Here is a 20,505-nt window from a genome sequence, read left to right on the forward strand (position 1 = left end):
GGCGGATGCGGAACCGTCCCCGGTCAGACGCGCGACCCCCTCCCGGCGAGGCGGAAGCGTCTCCGGTCAGACGCGGAACCGGTCGACCAGTGTCCGCAGGTCGGCCGACATGCGGGCGAGGTCCTCGGCGGCGCGCCCGGCCTCGGCCACGCCGCTGCTGGTCAGCCGGACCGTGCCGGCCACGTCGGAGACGGTCTCGGCGATCCGCCCGGTGCCGGAGGCGGCCTGGGCCACCCCGCGGTTCATCTCCTCGGAGGTGGCGGTCTGCTCCTCCACCGCGCTGGAGATGGCCAGCTGGTAGTCGTTGATGCGGGAGATGATCTCGCTGATCTCACCGATCGCCGCCACCGCGTCGCCGGTGTCGGCCTGGATGGCCTCGATCCTCCGGGCGATGTCGTCGGTCGCCTTGGCGGTCTCCTGCGCCAGGTCCTTGACCTCCCCGGCGACCACGGCGAAGCCCTTGCCCGCGTCCCCGGCCCGCGCCGCCTCGATGGTGGCGTTCAGGGCGAGCAGGTTGGTCTGCTCGGCGATGCTCGTGATCGTCTTGATCACGCTGCCGATCTCCGCCGACGAGGCCCCCAGCTTGGCGACCGTCTCGGTGGTGGAGACCGCCGCCGAGACGGCCTGCGAGGCCACCTCGGCCGCCTGGCCGGCACTCTGCGCGATCTCCCCGATCGCCGCGCTCATCTGCTCGGACCCGGCCGCGACGGAGTGCACGTCATCGGAGACCTGCTGGGCGACGGCGGCGACCGCGCCGATCTGGGCGCTGGCCGCCTCGGCTCCGGCGGCGATCTGGCCGCTGGTGACGGTCAGTTCCTCGGAGGCGGTGGCCAGTCCGCCCACCGAGGCGTCGATGGTGTGCACGGCGGTGCGCATGTGCTCGATCGCCTGGTTGAGCGCCTGGGCCATGCGGCCGAGCTCGTCGCGGGAGGAGACGTCGGCGCGCGGGGTGAGGTCGCCTTCGGCCACCGCGGCCAGGACCCGGCCGATGCGGTGCACCGGCCGGGTGATGGAGCGTCCCAGCGGGACGCACAGCGCGACCAGCAGCGCCACCCCGCCGATCCCCACCAGCAGGGAGACCAGGCGGGTCTGCGCGACGGAGTCCTCCATCCCGGCGCGGGCGGCCTCGATCGCGGCGTCCACCGCGGCGTGCACCTCCTCCAGCTTGTCGTCCACCACGCTGTTGCGCTCGGCGATCTGCTGCCGGCGCTCGCGCACGGCGGCCCGGTCGCGCTCGGCATCGGCCACGAACGCCGACACGAAGGCGTTGAAGTCCTCGATGTCGGGGCGCACCGCGTCCAGCCGCTCCCGCACCTGCTCCGGCAGGGCCAGGGCGTCCAGGTCCGCGACGGCCTGCTCCACCGACGCCACGTCCTCGGGCAGGTCCGCGCGCACGTCCCCCAGGTCCGGCTCGCTGATCGCCCGGTAGGCGTCGACCTTCAGCTCGGCCTCGCGGGTGTCGAGATGATTGAGCACCGCCTTGGCGTGCTCCATGGTCCGCAGCCGGTCGGCGTCGCCGATCAGCTGGCTCTGGGAGTACACGCCGATGCCGACGACGGAGCCGACCGTCATCGCTCCGGCGCTGAAGATCAGCGCCAGCCGTTGCGTGACGCTGAGGTTCGCCACTCGTGCCGCCATGGCTTCCTCCAAGGGGTCGGCGGGGACAACACCCGGCCTATCGGCTCCGTTCCCTCGGGACTGAGCGTTCCGCTCCGGGACGAAGGTCATCGGACGCTCCGGCCATGGGCCCGGCGGCACGGCAGGGACCGCGCCGGCGGCGGCTCCGCAGGGGACGGCCGCCGAAGCCGTCCGCACGTGGTTCCCGCGCTCAGGAAAGGCTCGGCCTGGAAACGTCCATCCGGGACGTCACCGCAGGTGAGACGGCGAGCCGCGGGGATACCACGGAAAAGGGTCTCGCCGGTGAGACTCTCACGAACGAGACCGTCGGGGAGCGATGGCCCGGTTCATCGGCAGAGAGCACGAGCTGTCCCGGCTGGAGCGCCTGCTGGGCAGGGTCGCGACGGGCGGCCGGGCGGGACGCCCGGGCCGGGCGGTCCTGATGCGCGGCCGCCGCGGAGTCGGCAAGTCCCGGTTGGTGGAGGAGTTCGTCCGGCGCGCGGACGTGCCCTGCGTCTTCTCCACCGCCTCCCCCGGCACGCGGGCCGAGCAGGTGGCGGGGCTGCTCGCCGAGGGCGCCGCGTCCGGCCTCCCCGGCGCCCGGATCCTGGCGGAGCGGTCCGCCGGGTCGTGGGAGGACGCGCTCCGGCTCCTGGCGGTGGCCGTCCCCCAGGAGTCGCCGAGCGTCGTCGTGCTCGACGGGCTCCCCGTGCTGCTGGCGACCGCCCCCGAACTGGAGGGCGTGCTGCAGGTGCTGTTCGCCCGGGAGCTGTCCCGCCGCCCGGTGCTGCTCGTCCTCGTCGGCTCGGACCAGGAGGCGATGGAGGCGGTGAACCGGCCGGGCCGTCCCTTCTACATGCGCGCCACCGAACTGGTCGTCCACCCCCTCACCCCGGCGGACGTGGCGGACGCGGCGGAACTGCCCGCCGCCGAGGCGATCGACGCCCGGCTGGTCTCCGGCGGCCTGCCGCTGATCTGCCGGGAGTGGCCGCCGGGGCTGCCCGTGCGGGAACACCTCCGGCAGGCCCTGGCCGACCCCGCCTCACCGCTGGTGATCACCGGGGAGCGCGTCCTGGCCGCCGAGGCACCGCCGGGCACCCAGGCCCGGACCGTCCTGAACGCCGTCGGCGCCGGGCACCGCACCCACTCGGCGATCGGCCGCGCCGCGCCGGGGGTGCCCAGGGCCTCGCTCAACCGGGCGCTGCAGTCCCTCGTGGAACGGCGGCTGGTCACCGCCGCGGTCCCGCTCTCCACCCGGCCCTCGCGCGAGACCCGCTACCACGTCGCCGACACGCACCTGCGCTTCTGGCTCGCCTTCGTCGGCCCTGGGCTGGCGGAGATCGAACGGGACCGCGGCGACCTCGCCCTCGCCCGCCTCCTGCGCTCGTGGGACGCGTGGCGGGAGGCGGCCGTCACGCCCCTGGTCCGCCGGTCGCTGCGGCGGATGGGCGGGCTCCCCGGCGAGACGGGCGCGATCGGCGGCTACTGGACCCGCACCGACGACCCGGAGATCGACATCGTGGGGACGGACCGCGAACCGGTCGGGCGCACGGTCACCCTGCTGGGCTCGGTCGTGTGGCGGGAGGACCGGCCCTTCGAGCGGGGCGACCTGGACGCGCTCATCGTCCGCCGCTCCCGGATGCCGGGCGCGGCCCCCGGCACACCGCTGCTCGCCGTCTCCCGGAGCGGCTCGGCGACGGCGGAGGTCGCCCTGGTCACCCCGGAGGACCTCGTCGCCGCCTGGCGGCCCGGACCGCCCTGACCCTGCTCACACGAGGAAGGCGGCCACCACCAGGGCCAGGGCGGCGCCCAGCACGACCAGGGCGCTCGGCGCCCAGGTGATCCTCAGCACCGCGGGCCCCGCACCGGCCTCGGTCGCACCCGCGCCCGCGCCGGCCTCGGTCGCACCCGCGCCCGCACCGGCCTCGGTCGCACCCGCGCCGGTCCGCGGCCTGGCCGCCTCGGCGCGCCGCCTGATCTGCTCGGCCGCCCAGTCGGCGTGCGTCCTGCCCGCCAGCGCCTCGGCCGCCGCCTGCTCCCCCCTGCTCCGGACCGGCTCCGTCGCCGGACCGCCGCCCTCGGAGCCGGAGCGCCCGCGCCGTACGGCCGCCGCCCGCTCCCGCGCGGTGGTCTGCGGCGTCCAGCAGCGGACCACCGCGTCACCGGAGGTGATCGCGATCGCGTGCCCGACCGCCACGCCGTCCACGGCCGTCCAGGGCACGAAGGCGTCCCGGAGCGGGTTGCGGACCAGCACGCCCCCGTCGGTCAGGACGACCGCCGGGCGGATGCACGTCACGAAGACCAGTGCCGTCAGCACCGCCAGGACCGCCCCGGCGGCCAGCGAGGGCGGCCCGCTGTAGCGGACGACCAGGTCGACCGCGTTGAGCGCGGCGAACGCCACCCACACCCAGCCGAGGATCAGCGCGGCCTTCGACCGGAACACCTCTCTCGCAGCGCCGCTCACCGTGCCCGTCCCGCGCCCGCGGTCCCGCTCACGCCTGCCATTTCAGGCGCGCGAAACCCGGCTTGATCACGCCGTTGATGAGGGCCAGCCGGTCGTCGAACGGCAGGAACGCCGACTTCATCGCGTTGACCGTGAACCACTGCAGGTCGTCCCAGTCGTAGCCGAACGCCTCCACCAGCTTGGCGAACTCCTCCGAGACGCTGGTCCCGCTCATCAGCCGGTTGTCGGTGTTGACCGTCACCCGGAAGCTGAGGCGGCGGAGCAGGCCGATCGGGTGATCGGCGATGGAGGGCGCGGCCCCGGTCTGCAGGTTCGAGGTCGGGCACATCTCCAGCGGGATGCGCTTGTCGCGCACGTAGGCCGCCAGGCGGCCGAGCTTGGGCTCGCCGTCGCCGGACACCGCGATGTCGTCGATGATCCGCACGCCGTGGCCGAGCCGGTCGGCGCCGCACCACTGGATCGCCTGCCAGATCGACGGGAGCCCGAACGCCTCGCCGGCGTGGATGGTGAAGTGGGCGTTCTCCCGCTGGAGGTACTCGAAGGCGTCGAGGTGGCGGGTGGGCGGGTAGCCCGCCTCGGCCCCGGCGATGTCGAACCCGGCCACGCCGACGTCGCGGTAGCGGACCGCGAGCTCGGCGATCTCCATGGACCTGGCCTGGTGGCGCATCGCGGTGAGCAGCGTGCCCACCTTGATCCCGCGGCCCTCCGAGCCGGTCCTGAACCCCTCCAGGACCGCCTCGATGACCTCTTCGAGGCTCAGGCCCCGCTCGGTGTGCTGCTCGGGCGCGTAGCGCACCTCGGCGTAGACCACGCCGTCGGCCGCCAGGTCCTCCGCGCACTCGGCGGCGACCCGGACCAGCGCCTCGCGCGTCTGCATGACGCCGACCGTGTGGTCGAAGGTCTCCAGGTAGCGCTCCAGCGAGCCGGAGTCGGAGGCCTCCCGGAACCAGGTGCGCAGCGCGCCGGGGTCGGTCGTGGGCAGTCGGTCGTAGCCGGTCTCGCGGGCCAGCTCGACGATGGTCTCGGGCCGCAGACCGCCGTCGAGGTGATCGTGGAGCAAGACCTTCGGAGCCCGGCGGATCTCCTCAAGAGTGGGTAGCTGCTGGCTCATCTCGTCATCCTACCGTCCGGTATCCAATCGGCGATCTTGCGGAGACCGCCGGAGGTCGCGCGGGCTATCCGTCACGACGTGCCGTCTCCGGGGAGAAGGCGGGCAGGCAGACGGCGACGTACTCGGCGCCCTCGGGGCCGCAGCTGTAGCGGACCTTCTCCCCCGGCTCGCAGGCGAACGCCTGGCCGGCGCGCACCTCGGTCGTGCCCCCGGCGTGCTCGACGACGACCGTCCCGGAGAGCACCACGGTGTACTCCGCGAACTCCGGCGTCTGAGCCGGCTCGTCCCAGCCCGCGGGGGCCTTCATGTGCGCGATCGAGACCCCGGCGTCACCGCTGTTGACCCGGCCGACGTACTCGTCGATGACCTTTCCCCCGGGTACGGGGATCCGCGTCGCGCTGTCGATTCTCCTCACCATCGGACCATCTTGCCACCGCGCCCGACGCTCGGGCTCAGTGGGCCACGTCGATGACCAGGCGGTTCGGCCGCCTCTGCTCGGTGACGCGGAATCCGGCCCTGCGCTCCAGCACGATGCCCACGCCCACCACGGCCTCGAAGTCCCCGGTCTTCACGACGCTGCGCACGTTGCCCAGCCCCGCCTGGAGGATCGGCCCGCCCGTCAGGGTGGGGGTGCCCGACTCCGTGTGCGCGTTCGCCGGGAGCATCGTCACCTGCAGGTAGGCCCCGCCCTCGACGTCGATCGGCTCGCCCGACCCGTCCTGGACCAGCTCGGGCACCCAGTCCACGGTGTATCCGGGCGGGTCCCCCCTGAAGTCGATCACCACCCGGTCGTAGCCTCCGTGCTCGGCGAAGCGCACGGCGGTGACGAGCGGCGGCTCGCCGGGGTTCCGCTCGACCCGGACCGCCGCGGTGCTCGTCGGCGGCTCCGGACCGGTGGGCGGCGCCTGCGGGGCGGAGGTCCTCCCCCGCGGGCTCCGCGCGCCCGGAGAGTCCTGTACGGCGGGCGGATCCTCGGCACCGGGCGAGTCCTGCACGGTCGGCGGGGCCGACCCGGTCCCGCCGGTGGCGGCGACCCCGGAGGAGGGGGATCCGGTGGCCCCGCCGGCCCGACCGGCCGGGTCCGCCTGGCCGGTCGAGCCGCCGCAGCCGGTCAGCAGGGCGAGGGGGATGAGCACGAGTGCGGCGCGAGAGCGGTTCATGTGGGCCTCCTGCCGGGTTAGATGCCCAGGAACACCGGCGGTTTCACCGCTCCGGCCGCCCTTCGGCGGGTGATGACCGGGGCGGGCCGGGCGCCCGCCGTCCTTCGGGCGGCCCGCCCCCGTCATCAGGCGGCCTCCAGGACCGGCTCCCCCTTCCGCTCCGCGGCGGCCGTACGGACCCCGCGCAGGCCGGTGAGGGCGATCACCAGACCGGCCAGCGCGAGGACGCCGGAGACCGCGATCGCGGCGCGGAAGCCGTCGAGCGGGTCGGCGCTCGTGCTGGAGGTCAGCACCGCCGTCACCACCGCCAGCACGACGGCGCCGCCGACCTGGCCCGAGGTGTTGAGCAGGCCGGAGGCCAGGCCCTGCTCGTCGTCGGCGACCCCGTTGGTCGCCTGGATGTTGAGCGACGGGAAGGACAGGGCGAAGGCGACGCCCAGCAGGACCATGCCGGGGATGACCAGCGTGGCCAGGTCGGGCGCCCCGTCCACCCGGAGGAAGAAGGCGTATCCGCCGGCCAGTGCGGCCGAGCCGACCACGATCAGCCGGGCGGTGCCGAAGCGGTCGGCCAGGCCGCCCATCTTCGTCGAGGTGACGGCCACCAGCAGACCGGCCGGGAGGAAGGCCAGCGCGGTCTCCAGCGGGGACCAGTGCAGGAAGTTCTGGAAGTACTGCATGGCGACGAACTGGAAGCCGACGTAGGAGCCGAACAGGATCACCAGGCCGAGGTTGGCCCGGACGATGGGGCCCGAGCGCAGGATGCCGAGCCGTACCAGGGGGTGCCTGACCCTGCGCTCGGTCACCACGAACGCGGCCAGCAGGGCGGCGGCGGCGAGCAGCGAGCCGACCGTGCGCAGCGAGCCCCAGCCGGCCTCGGGCGCCTCCACCACGGCGAAGACCAGCAGCAGCATCGAGGCGGTGATCGTCACGGCGCCGACGAGGTCGTGGCCGCTCTCGGCCCGCTCCTCGGGCCGCTCCTCGGGCCGCTTCGGCAGGAACCGCAGGGCGGCGACCAGGGCGACGACCGCGACCGGGACGGGCATCAGGAACGTCCAGCGCCAGCCGAGCTCGGTGAGGAGCCCGGAGATGACCAGGCCCAGGGAGAACCCGCTGGCGCCGGAGGCGGTGAAGATGGACAGGGCCCGGTTGCGGGCCGGTCCCTCGGCGAACGTGGTGGTGATGATGGACAGGGCGGCGGGCGCGGTGAAGGCGGCGCTGATGCCCTTGACGAACCGGGCCGCGATCAGCAGGGTGCCGTCGCTGACCAGGCCGCCGAGGAGCGAGGCCACGGCGAAGACCGCCAGGGCCGCCAGGAAGACGCGGCGCCGTCCCAGGAGGTCGGCGGTGCGCCCGCCGAGCAGGAGCAGGCCGCCGTAGCCGAGCACGTAGCCGCTGACCACCCACTGCAGGGAGTCGGTGGACAGGCCCAGGTCCGCCTGGATGGACGGGAGCGCGACGCCGACCATGGAGACGTCGAGCGCGTCGAGGAAGACGACGGCGCACAGGACCGCCAGGGCGGCCCACAGGCGCGCGTCCCAGCGTCCTTCGGTGGAGGGAGGGATCATGGGATCCAACGATACATGCACACGCATCTAATGCAACAGAATTTAATTACCATGCATTTGATGTTCAAGCATGCTAAGATCCGCGGCATGAGCGAGGAGTCCGCCGTCCGCGCCTGGCGCGAGGTGCTGGCCAGGCATTCCGCGACCGCCTGCGCGCTGGAGCGGGAGCTCTCGGACCGGCACGGCCTCGGGATGAGCGAGTTCGAGCTCCTGGAGCGCATGGTCGAGGGCGGCCGGCCCGAATACCGGGTCCAGGAGCTCGCCGACGCGGTGCACCTGAGCCAGAGCGCCTGCTCGCGGGTGGTCGCCCGGCTGGAGAAGGCGGGCCTGGTCAGCCGGGGCCTGTGCGAGGCCGACCGGCGCGGCATCTTCGTCTGCATCACCGAGGACGGCCGCGCCCGCCACGCCGCCGCCCTCCCGACCCACCGCGCCGTCGTCCGCGGGATCTTCGACCCCGCGGACGCGTCTCAGGCCTCGCCGCTCACGCCCTGACGCGGACGGTCCCGATCCTCGCCGCTCACGCCCTGATGCGGTCGATCACCAGTGGGAGCTGGTCCACCTCGCCGGGCCCGCCGATCGCGTAGGCGCCGTCCAGCGCGGCCAGCGCCCGGTCGAAGCGGGCCGGGTCGTCGGCGTGCAGGGTCATCAGCGGCTGTCCCTCGCGGACCGCGTCCCCCGGCCGGGCGTGCAGCATGATGCCCGCGCCGAAGGAGACCGGGTCCTCCTTGCGCTCCCGGCCCGCGCCGAGCCGCCAGGCCGCCAGGCCCACGCCGTAGGCGTCGAGCCGGGTCAGCACGCCCGTCGCGGGCGCGATCACCTCCATCGTCTCGGCGGCCTCCGGCAGCGCCGCGTCCGGGTCGCCGCCCTGGGCGACGATCATCCGGCGCCAGGCGTCCATCGCCGAGCCGTCCTTCAGCGCCTGCTCGGGGTCCTTGCCGCCGTCCAGCCCCGCGGCCTGGAGCATCTCGCGCGCCAGCCGCACGGTCAGCTCGACCACGTCCTCGGGCCCGCCGCCGGCGAGCACCTCGACGGACTCGGTCACCTCCAGCGCGTTGCCCACCGCCCGGCCCAGCGGCCGGTCCATCGCGGTCAGCAGCGCCACCGTGTTCACCCCGGCGTCGGTGCCCAGCGCGACCATGGTGGTGGCCAGCTCCCGGGCCCGGTCCACGGTCTTCATGAACGCGCCCGAGCCGACCTTGACGTCCAGCACCAGCGCGCCGGTGCCCTCCGCGATCTTCTTGGACATGATCGAGGACGCGATCAGCGGGATCGCCTCGACCGTGCCGGTCACGTCGCGCAGCGCGTAGAGCTTCTTGTCCGCCGGAGCGAGTCCCTCGCCCGCCGCGCAGATGACCGCCCCGGCCTCCCGCAGCACGCCGAGCATCTCGTCGTTGGAGAGCGAGGCCCGCCAGCCGGGGATCGACTCCAGCTTGTCCAGCGTGCCGCCGGTGTGCCCCAGGCCGCGGCCGGACAGCTGCGGGACGTACCCGCCGCACGCGGCGACCAGCGGGGCCAGCGGCAGCGTGATCTTGTCGCCGACACCGCCGGTGGAGTGCTTGTCGGTGGTACGGCCCGGCAGCGCGGACCAGTCCATCCGGGTCCCGGACCGGATCATGGCCTGGGTCCACTCGGCGATCTCCCGCCGTGTCATCCCGTTGAGCAGGATCGCCATGGCGAGCGCGGACATCTGCTCGTCGGCGACCACGCCCCGGGTGTAGGCGTCGATCACCCAGTCGATCTGCTCGGTGGACAGCTCGCGGCCGTCCCTCTTGGTGACGATGACGTCGATCGCGTCCATGTCTGTCAGGCCCCCCGGCTCAGGTCGTCGGGTCCGAAGGCGTACGGCAGGATCTCCGCCATCGGCTTCGGCCCGTCCACGGTCTCCATCAGCAGTTCAGGACCGCCGAACTCGAACAGTAGCTGGCGGCAGCGCCCGCACGGCATGAGCAGCTCCTCGTGTCCGTCCACGCAGGTGAAGGCGACCAGCCGGCCGCCGCCGCTCGCCTGGAGCGCGGAGACCAGCCCGCACTCCGCGCACAGCCCCACACCGTAGGAGGCGTTCTCCACGTTGCAGCCGGAAACGATCCGCCCGTCGTCCACCAGCGCGGCGGCGCCCACCGGGAACTTCGAGTAGGGGGCGTAGGCGTTGCCCATGGCCCGTACGGCCTCGGCCTTGAGCGCGGCCCAGTCGACGGAGGCGCTCATTTCGCCTGTCCCTTCCGGTACGGCACGCCGTCGGCCGCGGGCGGCCGGAGCCGCTGCGCGGCCAGCGAGAGCACCAGCAGCGTGGTGATGTGCGGGGTGACCGAGGTGAACTGCGCCGGGATGCTGTCGGTCAGCGCGAACAGGGCGAACACGGCGACCGCCCCGGCGGCGGTGAACACCGCGGCCTGCGTACGGCTCTGCTTGACGAGCTGGTAGACGGCCACCCCGGCGAGCAGGACGGCCACGAGCAGCAGCAGCGCGTGGACCGACTCGCCGCCCCGGCGGAGCTGGAGGGCGTCGGTGTAGCCGAACAGCCCCGCGCCGGCCGCCAGACCGCCCGGCCGCCAGTTGCCGAAGATCATCGCGGCGAGGCCGATGAAGCCGCGGCCCGCCGTCTGGCCCTCGCGGTAGGCGCTGGAGGCCACCAGCGACAGGAACGCGCCGCCCAGGCCCGCGAGCGCGCCGGAGACGACGACCGCGACGTACTTGTAGGTGTAGACGTTGACGCCGAGCGACTCCGCCGCGACCGGCCGCTCGCCGCACGAGCGCAGCCGCAGGCCGAACGCCGTCCGCCACAGCACGTAGAACGTCACCGGGATCAGCAGGATCGCCAGGACGGTCACCAGCGAGACGTTGGTGGTCAGGCCGCGCAGGATGCCGGCCAGGTCGGACAGCAGGAACCAGTGCTGGGACTCCAGCGACTTCAGCGGCTCGCCGATCCCCGGGATGCTGACGGGGTCCAGCTTGGGCACCGGGGGCGACTGCGTGTCGCCGCCGCCCTTCATCTCGGCGAAGGTCACCTTCGACAGGAACTGGGTGATGCCCAGGCCCAGGATGTTGATCGCGACGCCCGAGATGATGTGGTCCACCCCGAACGTCACGGTCGCCACCGCGTGCAGCAGGCCGCCGAAGGCCCCGCCCAGCAGGCCCACGAGCACGCCCGCCCAGGGGCTGCCGAACTGGATGGCACCCCAGGCGCCGCCCCAGGTGCCGAGGATCATCATGCCCTCGAGGCCGATGTTGACCACGCCGGCCCGCTCGGACCAGAGGCCACCGAGGCCGGCCAGGCCGATCGGGACGGCCAGCGCCACGGTCGCGTTGATCGCGCCCGCGGAGGTGAGGTCGACGGCCCCGGTGACGAACCGGGTGAACGACAGCAGCAGGACCAGCCCGCCGAGGGCGAGCAGCAGGGTCCGCCAGGTGAAGCGGAACTTCGACGGGACCCGTTCGACCTGCTCCACCCGCATCTCTGCGGTGGTGTCCCTCTCTTCGGTCATGCCGACGCTCCTTCACCCTGGGGCGGGGTCCCGCTCGCCAGTTCCTTGCTCACCCGGCGCTGCCCGGCCACCACCTGGTAGCGGTGGACCAGCTCGTAGGCGACGATGACCGAGAGCACGATGGTGCCCTGCATGATGGCGACGAGCTCCGGTGCGATCTCGTGCAGCTGGAGGATGCTGGACGAGGTGTCGAGGAAGGCCCAGAGCAGGGCGCCGAAGGCGATGCCGACGGGGTGGTTGCGGCCCAGCAGCGCGATCGCGATGCCGGTGAAGCCGAGGCCGGTGGGGAAGTCCAGGCTGTAGGAGTAGGACGCCCCCAGCAGCTGCGGCATGCCGATCAGGCCCGCCGCCGCGCCGGAGAGCAGCATCGCGATGACGATCATCTTCTTGACGTTCACGCCGCTGGCGACCGCGGCCGTCTCCGACTGCCCGGTGGCCCGCAGGTCGAAGCCGAACCTGGTCCGGTTGAGCAGGACGTGGTAGCCGACGCCCACGGCGATCGCCAGGAAGAGCAGGCCGAACACCTTGGCCTCCGTGCCCGGGATGAGCGCCAGGCCCGGCACCCGGCCGGACTCCGCGATCGGCTTGGTGCCGATGTTGTTGCTCCCCGCGACCTCGACGGCCAGGCGCTCCTTGTTGAGCAGCCAGGAGCCCAGCGCGGTGGCGATGGCGTTCAGCATGATCGTGGAGATGACCTCGCTGACGCCGCGCTTGACCTTCAGCAGCGCCGCGATCGACGCCCAGCCGGCGCCGACGAGCATCGCCACGAGGATGACCAGCACGGTGTGCAGCGGACCGGGCAGGACGACCGCGCCGCCCACCGCGGCGGAGATGAGCGCCGCGAGGCGGTACTGGCCGTCGACGCCGATGTTGAACAGGTTCATCCGGAACCCGATCGCCACCGCGATCGCGGCCAGGTAGAAGGTCGTCGCGGAGTTCAGCGTCAGCACGATCGAGCGCGGCTGCACGCCGTACTCACCCATGATGACCAGCGTGTCCAGCGGCGGGGCGCCGGTGGCCAGCAGCACGATCGAGGTGATCAGCGCGGCGAAGAGGATCGCCACGACGGGCGCGGCGAGGGAGAGCAGTCCGCTCAGCCGTACCCGCCCGAGCAGGCGGTCGGCGAAGCTCGACTCAGCGGCTTTCATGCGATGGCTCCGGATCCGGCGTACGCCGTGTGGATGGTCATGCCGCTCCTCCCGCGCCCGTCATGGCCGATCCGAGCCGCTCGGGCGTCACGTCCCGCGGGTCCACGTCGGCGACGATGCGCCCGCGCAGGATCACCTTCAGCGTGTCGGACAGGCCGATGAGCTCGTCCAGGTCGGCCGAGATCAGCAGTACGGCGAGGCCCGCGGCGCGGGCGGCGCGCAGGTGGTCCCAGATCGCGGCCTGGGCGCCGACGTCGACGCCCCGGGTGGGGTGCGACGCGATGAGGAACACCGGGTCCCCGCTCATCTCCCGGCCGACGATCAGCTTCTGCTGGTTGCCGCCGGACAGCGCCGCGGCGTCCACGTCGATGCCGGGGGTGCGGACGTCGTACTCGGTGACGATGCGCCGGGTGTCCTCGCGCGCCCCGGTCCGGTCGATCCAGGGGCCCTTGACGTTGGGCCTGCGGGTCTGGTGGCCGAGGATGCGGTTCTCCCAGAGCGGGGCCTCCAGCAGCAGGCCGTGCCGGTGCCGGTCTTCGGGGATGTAGCCGATGCCGGCCTCGCGGCGGCGGAGCGTCGGCCAGGCGGAGATGTCCTCCTCGCCCAGCCGGATCTCACCGTCGGCCGCGCGCATGCCCATGATGGCCTCGACCAGTTCGGCCTGGCCGTTGCCCTCGACTCCGGCGATGCCGAGCACCTCGCCCTTGCGGATGTCGAAGCCGACCCCGTCCACGAGGCGGCGTCCGTCCGCCGAGTGGACGGACAGGTCGCGCACGGACAGGGCGACCACGTCGGTGACGGTGGACTCGCGGGTCTCCGGGCTGGGCAGCTCGGTGCCCACCATGAGCTCGGCCAGCTGCCGGGCGGTCACGTCCTTGGGGTCGACGCTCGCCACGGTGGTGCCGCGCCGGATGACGGTGATCGCGTCGGCGACCGAGAGCACCTCGTCCAGCTTGTGCGAGATGAAGATGATCGTCAGCCCTTCGCGGACCAGCTCGCGCAGGTTGCCGAAGAGCTCCTCCACCTCCTGGGGAACGAGCACCGCGGTCGGCTCGTCCAGGATCAGGATGCGGGCTCCGCGGTAGAGGACCTTGAGGATCTCCACCCGCTGCCGGGCGCCGACGCCGAGGTCTTCGACCATGGCGTCGGGGTCGATGCCCAGGCCGTAGGTGTCGGAGATCGTCCGGATCCGCTTGCGGGCGGCGCCGAAGTCGATGGCGACGCCCGCTCTGCGCGGCTCGCTGCCCAGGATCACGTTCTCCAGGACGGTCAGGTTGTCGGCCAGCATGAAGTGCTGGTGGACCATGCCGATGCCCGCCGTGATGGCGTCCGCCGGGGAGCGGAAGCCCACGGCCGTCCCGTTGACGCGGATCTCTCCCTCGTCGGGACGCTGCATGCCGTACAGGATCTTCATGAGCGTGGACTTGCCCGCGCCGTTCTCGCCGACGATGGCGTGCACGTGCCCCTGCTGCACGGACATGGATATGTCGCGGTTGGCCACGACGCCGGGGAACCGCTTGGTGATCCCCTCAAGCTCGACGGCCGGAGTCGAGGTGCTGATGACGGCCTCCTCCATGACGGATGGCCACGATGGGTTTACCGGGGGTGTGAAGAGAGCGAAGGGCCCGGGGACTGGTCCACCGGGCCCTTCATCGATACCGGGTCAGGAGGTCTTGGACGGCACGGTGATCTCCCCGTCCGCGATCTTCTGCTTGTACTCGTCGAGCTTGGACTTGATGTCGTCGACCTGGCCACCGGTGGTGGAGTAGTCGACGCCGCCGGCCTTGAGGTCGTAGACGGTCGGACCGGCCTTGGCGCTGCCGGCCGCGGCGGCCTTCAGGAACTCGAAGACGGCCACGTCGACCTTCTTGATCATGGAGGTCATGATCACGGACTGCAGCTCGGGGGCCGCGGTCTTGGCCTGGTCGGAGTCGACGCCGATGGCCTTGGCGTTCGCGGCCTTGACGGCCTCGAACACGCCGCCGCCGGAACCGCCCGCGGCGTGGTAGATCACGTCGGCGCCGCCGTCCAGCATGCCCTCGGCCATCGTCTTGCCCTTGGCCGGGTCGTTGAAGCCGCTGAAGTCCGGCGGCTCGCTGAGGTAGTCGGCGTCGACCTTGATGTCGGCCTTGACCGCCTTGGCGCCGGCGGTGAAGCCCGCCTGGAACTTGTCGATCAGCGGCGTGCGGACGCCGCCGACGAAGGCCACGTGGTTCTTCTCGGACTTCAGCGCCGCGGCGGCGCCGACCAGGAAGGAGCCCTCGTGCTCGGCGAAGACCAGGTTGGAGATGTTCGGCCCCTGCGCCGCCTCGTCGTCGACGATGGCGAACTTGACGTCGGGGAACTCGGTGGCGACCTTCTTCACCGGACCGGAGTAGGCGAAGCCCACCGCGATGATCGGGTTGAAGCCGCCCTGGGCGAGCAGGCGGAGCCGCTCCTCCTTGGCCGCCTCGGTCTCGCCGTTGCCGGCCTCGAGCTCCTTGGTGTCGGCCAGGCCGAGCTCGGTCTTGGCCTTGTCCAGGCCCGCGGCGGCGGCGTCGTTGAACGACTGGTCGCCGCGGCCGCCGATGTCGTAGGCCAGACCGACCTTGGGGCCGGTGGCGGCCGGAGCCGCGCTGCCCGTTCCCGCACCCGGCGAGGCCGTGGTGGCCGGTTCCTCGCTGCCGCCGCACGCGGCGGCGCCCATGAGCATGCTGCCCGCCAGTGCGGTCGCGGCCAGCTTGCCGAGTCGGTTCTGAAGCAAGGTGGACTCCCTTCGCGTCTCAGTGCACGCGCGAAGAGACGCACGGCAACTCTGCACGGAAGATAGTTGTTCGGTGAGCTCGGACCAAACCGGCACACAGGTCCGCAACAGGTCCGTTACCCAGCTCACGCCACCTTGTGACACACGAAGAGAGCCGAATATATCCAGCAATAAGATTTTCTGACGTAACAGAACAATCACGGAACGCTTCCCGCGGCGACCGCCCCGTTCCCGGCCGCCCTCCCGGCAAGGACCAACGGACCCGCGGAGCAGGGAACGGGGCCGATCTCGGGAGATCTCGGCCAGATCACACGGCAGCGCACCTTTTGCAGGGAACCGCAGAACGCCTCACCCGGCTCCGGACGGCTCATGTGTCCAAGTTCACCACGACGAGCGGCTCCTCGACGGTGGGCTGCCGCTCCTCCCAGAGGGCGGTCAGCGCCGTCCCGACCAGGAAGCGCACGCCCGCGCCGATGCAGCTCTCGTCGACGTCGAAGGTCCCCTGGTGGATGTCGCCGGCGTGCGCCGCGCCCGGCGTACGGGTGCCCAGGCGGGCGAACGCCCCGGGGACGGATTCGAGGTACCAGCCGAAGTCCTCGCCGCCCAGGCTCTGCTGGGTCGGCACCGCGGCCCCCTCGCCGAGCATGCTCTCGGCCGCCTCGGACAGCATCTGCACGCTGTCCTCCTCGTTGACCACCGGCGGCACCCCGCGCACGTAGTCGAGGTCCACCTCGACGCCGTAGGCCCCGGCCACCGACTCCAGCAGGGACTTGATCATGTCGGGGGCCGCGTGCCAGGCCTCCTCGTCCAGGCAGCGCAGGGTGCCCTCGGCGAGGCCGTCGTCCGGGATCGCGTTGGCCACCGAACCGGCCTCGACCCGGCCCCAGACCAGGCTGAGCGACGAGCGCGGGTCGACCCGGCGGGAGAGCGCCGCGGGCAGCTCGGTGAGGATCTTGGCGAGCGCGAAGACCAGGTCCACGGTGAGGTGCGGCCGGGCGGTGTGCCCGCCGGGGCCGCTGACCCGGATGTTGACCCGGTCGCAGGCGGAGGTGATGGGCCCGGCCTTGAGGCCGACCTTGCCGACGTCCACCTTGGGGTCGCAGTGCAGGCCGAAGATCCGGTCCACTCCGCTCAGGCCGCCCGCCGCCAGGACCTCCAGCGCCCCGCCGGGCAGCTCCTCGGCGGGCTGGAACAGCAGCCGGACCTTGCCGGGCAGCAGCCCCGCCCCCGCCTGCCGGGCGAGGAAGAGCCCGGCGCCGAGCAGGATCGCGGTGTGCACGTCGTGGCCGCAGGCGTGGCAGACGCCGGGGACCGTCGAGCTGTAGGGCACGTCCTTCTCGTCGGGCACGGGGAGCGCGTCGATGTCGGCCCGCAGCGCCACCGTCGGCCCCTCGCCGCTGCCGATCTCGCAGATCAGCCCGGTGCCGCGCGGCAGCACCGTCGGCACGAGGCCGGCGGCGCCCAGGCGCTCGGCGACGCGCTGCGTCGTGCGGTACTCGGCGAACGCCAGCTCGGGGTTCATGTGGAGGTCGCGGCGGAAGCCGATCAGCTCCGCCTCGCGCTCGGCGAGGAACGCGTCGAGTTCCCCCCGCAGATTACGCCCTCGCATTGGTCACCGTCCCATCCGCGCCAGCGGTCCGAATCCTCGACGCACGTGCCACTGCCCGGAATCACCCGATCCATGGGGCAGTCCTGATTGGAAAAGCGGTCGTCGCACGGAAGGGCGCGGGCGGGTGCCCCGACGGGCAGCGCGGACACGCCGGCGTGGACGACGAATCGCCGGCGCGAGGCGGCAGGCCGAAGCGAGGCCACCGGCGCGTTGACGATGACATCGACTTTATCCCTCTTCAGCGGCCCCGCGCCGACATCTGCACCAAATGTTTTGTCGCCCCATACCTGTCTCCTGTCCCCTCTGACCCATCCGAACCATGGCGGATGACCCGAAGTGGCCAGGGAACGGTAGCCCCACCGGATGACGGACACCCGGCGGCCCGGGTCGCGGGCGGTTGAAACATCGCCCGACCTGGCAACTTCCGTGACCCCCAGGTACCGCTCATCGAACCCGGCGGACTGATGCAACCCGAAAGAATGCGTGGTTCACTCCGCTTATGATCACTAATATCCCATTTGGGGAGAAGCACTCCAGATTGAGCATCTTCGAACCGAACGAGGGAACCGTGGTGGTCATCCCCTCGCTCTCGCTGCCCCAGGACGAGCTCCGGATCATCACCGGGGCGCGCTGCTACGAGGAGCGGCTGCTCTTCCTGCTGTTCACCCTGAAGCGCCCGGCGGTGAAGGTCGTCTACCTCAGCTCGGTCCAGGTGGACCCGGCGATCGTGGACTACTACCTGGGCTTCCTCGACGACCCGGACGAGGCCCGCGGACGCCTGGAAATGATCAGCCTGGACGATCCGCGCCCCCTGCCGCTCACCGACAAGATCCTGGACCGGCCCGACGTCCTGGCGCGGATCCGGGGCGCGCTGGACGACATCCGGGACGCGTGGATGGTGCCCTTCGTGGTCAGCGCGGCCGAGGAACGGCTCTCCGCGCTGATCGGGCTGCCGGTCTACGGCCCGGCCACCGCCCTGGCCCACCTCGGGTCCAAGAGCGGGAGCCGGATGGTCGGCGACGAGGCCGGCGTCCCGCTCGTCCCCGGCTTCACCGACCTGCGGTCGCTGACCGAGGTCGAGCACGCGGCCCGCGCGCTCAGCCGGGGCGGGCGGCTGATGGTCAAGCTCAACAACAGCTACTCGGGACTGGGCAACGCCATCGTGGTCAAGGACGACCCGCGCCTGACCGCCTGCCGTACGAGCTTCTCCGCCGCCGAGGAGAACTGGACCACCTTCGCGGAGAAGATCGCCGCCCGGGGGGCGGTGATCGAGGAGTTCATCGAGGACCGGCCGCTGCGCTCCCCCAGCGCGCTGGCCAGGATCACGCCCGGCGGCGCCCACGCCGTGGTCGCCACCCACGAGCAGATCCTCGGCGGCCCGAACGGCGACGTGTACCAGGGCTGCACCTTCCCCGCCGACCAGGACTACCGCGCCGAGGTGGGCGAGTGCGCCGAGCGGATCGCCGCGGTGCTGGCCCGCCGGGGCGTGGTGGGGCTGTTCGGGATGGACTTCTTCGCCGTGAAGACCGACGGCGGCTACCGGACGCTGCTGTGCGAGATCAACCTGCGCATCGGCGGCACCACCCACCCCTTCGGGGCCGCGCTGCTCACCACGGGCGCCGTCTACGACCCCGGCACCGGCCTGCTGATGTGCTCCGGCCGGCCCAAGTACTACGTCGCCACGGACAACTGCGCCGTCCCCCGCCTGCGGGGCCGCAAGCCCCGGGAGGTCGTCGAGCTCCTGCGCGACCGGGGGCTCGGCTTCGACCGCGAGGCCCGCACCGGGAACGTGCTGCACCTGCTGGGCGCGATCCCCGAGTTCGGCAAGCTCGGCTTCACCAGCATCGGCGACTCGGCGGAGGAGGCCGCCGACCTACACCGGCGGACCCTGCGGGCGTTCCAGCCCGCCGCGTAGCCGCCGCAGGCCCCGCAGGCCGCCCAGCCCGCGCAGGCCGACGGACCCGAGCACGAGCCCGAGCCCGACGTTGACCGCGACCAGGACGCCGTGGACCACGTAGAACGCCGTGGGGTGGCCGTCCTGCAGGTTGAACCCAAGGGTGATCCACTCGACGATCATGAAAGCGGCAAGGGCGACCAGAAATCCGGCGATCTTTCGCGACATTGGCATTATGTCCGTATCCCGCAGCGTGGCTCGTCCCGAGGCCGGGGATGAGCCCCCGCATGCGAACGCAGGCGAATCATCACAAAGCTACCCTGAGATCACTATGGGGATGAAACACGTCGCACCCGCAGGGGTGCTGCTCGCGACGGTCACCTTCCTGGGTGCGCCCGCGCAGGCCGTACCGACGGTACCGGCCGCACCGGCCGCGCACGCCGCACCGGCCGGAAGCCGGGATCCCAGCGGTCGTGAGCCCGTCGGCGGCGCGCGCCTGGGCGAGCGGGGCGTCGTCTTCCCCACCGGGCTGAAGGCCCCGCCCACGACCTCGGCGAAGTCCTACGTGATCGCGGACGCCGACACCGGCGAGGTGCTCGCCGCCAAGAACCCGCACGGCCGCTACCTGCCGGCGAGCACGCTCAAGGCGCTGACCGCCCTGGCCCTCATCCCGAAGCTCGACAAGGCCAGAAAGGTCAAGCCGAGCAGGAACGCCGTCAACGTGGAGGGCAGCGCGGTCGGGCTGGTGCCCAAGCCGCTCTACACCGTCGAGGACCTGTTCAAGGCCCTGCTGCTGGTCTCCGGCAACGACGCCGCGGTGGCGCTGGCCGAGGCCAACGGCGGCCTGGACAGGACGCTCGCCGACATGAACGCCGAGGCCCGGCGGCTGCAGGCCTTCGACACGGTGGCCAAGACGCCCAACGGACTCGACAAGCCCGGCCAGAGCAGCTCCGCCTACGACCTGGCGCTGATCGCGCGCGCCGGCCTGGCCCACCCCGACTTCCGGCGGTACGTCAGCCTGAAGACGGACCGGTTCCCGGCGCCCAAGGGCTACTACGAGATCGGCAACCACAACAAGCTGCTCTGGCGCTACAAGGGCATGATCGGCGTCAAGAACGGCTGGACCTCCAAGGCCCTGGCCAGCTTCGTCGGCGCGGCCAAGCGGAACGGGCACACGGTCATCGTGACGATCATGCGGCACGACGGCTACATGTGGGAGGACATCGCGGACCTGCTCGACTGGGGCTTCGCCGCCCGCGGCAGGGCCGTCCCGGTCGGCCGGCTGGTCGAGCCCGTCCCCGAGCCGGCCCCGCTGCCGACCGCCCAGGCCGCGAACCCGGCCGCCCCGGGGCCCGCCGCAGCGCAGAAACCCGCCGCACGCCCGGTGGAGGATTCCGGCTCCGCGCTGCCCTATGCGGCCGCGGCCGCCCTCGCGGCCCTGCTCGGCGGCGCCGCCTGGCTGATGTACGGCCGCCGCCGCTCGTAGCCCGTGAGGCCGTGCTTCGGTGGGGGCTTCTGTTCTGTTCATGGTCGCGCTCTGCGGGCCGGTGGTCCAGGCGGCCGTCTCAGCTGGGTCTGGTGGGGTCAGGCCTCCGGCCTGGCGGGCGCGCGGGGTTGCGCCTTGCACGCCGCCTGGACCACCGGCCCGCGCCGCGCTCCTTGTGCTCCGCCGTACGGCGTGCGGGCCGTATGGATGCGGTCCTTTCCCGGAC

At 72.5% G+C, this 20,505-nt stretch carries 18 protein-coding genes; 4 read left to right on the forward strand and 14 right to left on the reverse strand.

Going from position 1 to position 20,505, the window contains the following annotated elements:
• Positions 1-66: 66 nt before the first annotated feature.
• A complete protein-coding gene (locus tag HS045_RS04380; RefSeq protein WP_196449866.1) occupies positions 67-1,638 on the reverse strand; it encodes a methyl-accepting chemotaxis protein in 1,572 nt (523 codons plus the stop codon).
• 316 nt (positions 1,639-1,954) lie between these two features.
• Here HS045_RS04380 and HS045_RS04385 point away from each other — a divergent pair, with 316 nt between their 5' ends.
• Positions 1,955-3,379, forward strand: coding sequence for an ATP-binding protein (locus tag HS045_RS04385; protein WP_196449867.1), 1,425 nt, complete (start codon positions 1,955-1,957; stop codon positions 3,377-3,379).
• A gap of 6 nt (positions 3,380-3,385) precedes the next feature.
• Here HS045_RS04385 and HS045_RS04390 read toward each other — a convergent pair whose 3' ends face one another.
• From HS045_RS04390 to HS045_RS04410, 5 genes are all read right to left on the reverse strand, one after another.
• On the reverse strand, positions 3,386-4,081 hold the full coding sequence (locus tag HS045_RS04390; RefSeq protein ID WP_196449868.1) for a PH domain-containing protein: 696 nt from the start codon (positions 4,079-4,081) through the stop codon (positions 3,386-3,388).
• Positions 4,082-4,109: 28 nt separating this feature from the next.
• The gene (locus tag HS045_RS04395; RefSeq protein ID WP_196449869.1) at positions 4,110-5,192 is read right to left on the reverse strand and encodes an adenosine deaminase; all 1,083 of its coding nucleotides are present in this window, start codon (positions 5,190-5,192) and stop codon (positions 4,110-4,112) included.
• A gap of 64 nt (positions 5,193-5,256) precedes the next feature.
• A complete protein-coding gene (locus tag HS045_RS04400; protein ID WP_196449870.1) occupies positions 5,257-5,610 on the reverse strand; it encodes a cupin in 354 nt (117 codons plus the stop codon).
• 34 nt (positions 5,611-5,644) lie between these two features.
• Complete coding sequence (locus HS045_RS04405; protein WP_196449871.1) at positions 5,645-6,352, reverse strand: hypothetical protein; 708 nt, start codon at positions 6,350-6,352, stop codon at positions 5,645-5,647.
• Positions 6,353-6,477: 125 nt separating this feature from the next.
• Entirely contained in the window at positions 6,478-7,917 is a 1,440-nt protein-coding gene (locus HS045_RS04410) for an MFS transporter (protein WP_230883426.1), read from the reverse strand.
• A gap of 60 nt (positions 7,918-7,977) precedes the next feature.
• Between HS045_RS04410 and HS045_RS04415 the strand changes: the two genes are divergently transcribed.
• Positions 7,978-8,409: a MarR family winged helix-turn-helix transcriptional regulator gene (locus HS045_RS04415; protein WP_230883427.1), complete on the forward strand. Its 432-nt coding sequence runs from the start codon at positions 7,978-7,980 to the stop codon at positions 8,407-8,409.
• 25 nt (positions 8,410-8,434) lie between these two features.
• On the opposite strand, the gene HS045_RS04420 is transcribed toward HS045_RS04415, so the two are convergent.
• The 7 genes from HS045_RS04420 to HS045_RS04450 form a co-directional block, all read right to left on the reverse strand.
• Complete coding sequence (locus HS045_RS04420; RefSeq protein ID WP_196449874.1) at positions 8,435-9,715, reverse strand: thymidine phosphorylase; 1,281 nt, start codon at positions 9,713-9,715, stop codon at positions 8,435-8,437.
• Between the two features lie 5 nt (positions 9,716-9,720).
• Complete coding sequence (locus tag HS045_RS04425) at positions 9,721-10,122, reverse strand: cytidine deaminase (RefSeq protein WP_196449875.1); 402 nt, start codon at positions 10,120-10,122, stop codon at positions 9,721-9,723.
• Positions 10,119-11,369 (reverse strand): ABC transporter permease, encoded by a 1,251-nt coding sequence (locus tag HS045_RS04430; protein WP_196451053.1) that lies wholly within the window; start codon positions 11,367-11,369, stop codon positions 10,119-10,121. Before HS045_RS04430 ends, HS045_RS04425 begins: the two co-directional genes overlap by 4 nt.
• Before the next feature lie 26 nt (positions 11,370-11,395).
• Positions 11,396-12,547, reverse strand: coding sequence for an ABC transporter permease (locus HS045_RS04435; protein WP_196449876.1), 1,152 nt, complete (start codon positions 12,545-12,547; stop codon positions 11,396-11,398).
• Positions 12,548-12,584: 37 nt separating this feature from the next.
• Positions 12,585-14,123 carry an ABC transporter ATP-binding protein gene (locus HS045_RS04440; RefSeq protein WP_196449877.1) on the reverse strand — a complete coding sequence of 513 codons (1,539 nt, stop codon included), beginning with the start codon at positions 14,121-14,123 and terminating at the stop codon, positions 12,585-12,587.
• 87 nt (positions 14,124-14,210) lie between these two features.
• Entirely contained in the window at positions 14,211-15,290 is a 1,080-nt protein-coding gene (locus HS045_RS04445) for a BMP family protein (RefSeq protein WP_196449878.1), read from the reverse strand.
• A gap of 367 nt (positions 15,291-15,657) precedes the next feature.
• Positions 15,658-16,899, reverse strand: a complete 1,242-nt coding sequence (locus HS045_RS04450) for a M20 family metallopeptidase (protein WP_196449879.1) — start codon at positions 16,897-16,899, stop codon at positions 15,658-15,660.
• 538 nt (positions 16,900-17,437) lie between these two features.
• Here HS045_RS04450 and HS045_RS04455 point away from each other — a divergent pair.
• Complete coding sequence (locus HS045_RS04455; RefSeq protein ID WP_230883428.1) at positions 17,438-18,814, forward strand: peptide ligase PGM1-related protein; 1,377 nt, start codon at positions 17,438-17,440, stop codon at positions 18,812-18,814.
• Here HS045_RS04455 and HS045_RS04460 read toward each other — a convergent pair.
• The gene (locus HS045_RS04460) at positions 18,773-19,021 is read right to left on the reverse strand and encodes an SCO4848 family membrane protein (protein ID WP_230883429.1); all 249 of its coding nucleotides are present in this window, start codon (positions 19,019-19,021) and stop codon (positions 18,773-18,775) included. The two genes, HS045_RS04455 and HS045_RS04460, sit on opposite strands and share 42 nt — an antisense overlap.
• Before the next feature lie 109 nt (positions 19,022-19,130).
• On the opposite strand from HS045_RS04460, the gene HS045_RS04465 reads away from it, so the two are divergent.
• Positions 19,131-20,279, forward strand: a complete 1,149-nt coding sequence (locus HS045_RS04465) for a D-alanyl-D-alanine carboxypeptidase family protein (protein ID WP_230883430.1) — start codon at positions 19,131-19,133, stop codon at positions 20,277-20,279.
• The last annotated feature ends 226 nt before the right edge of the window (positions 20,280-20,505 follow it).

The sequence above is a fragment of the Planomonospora sp. ID82291 genome (assembly GCF_015711645.1).
Lineage (GTDB): Bacteria > Actinomycetota > Actinomycetes > Streptosporangiales > Streptosporangiaceae > Planomonospora.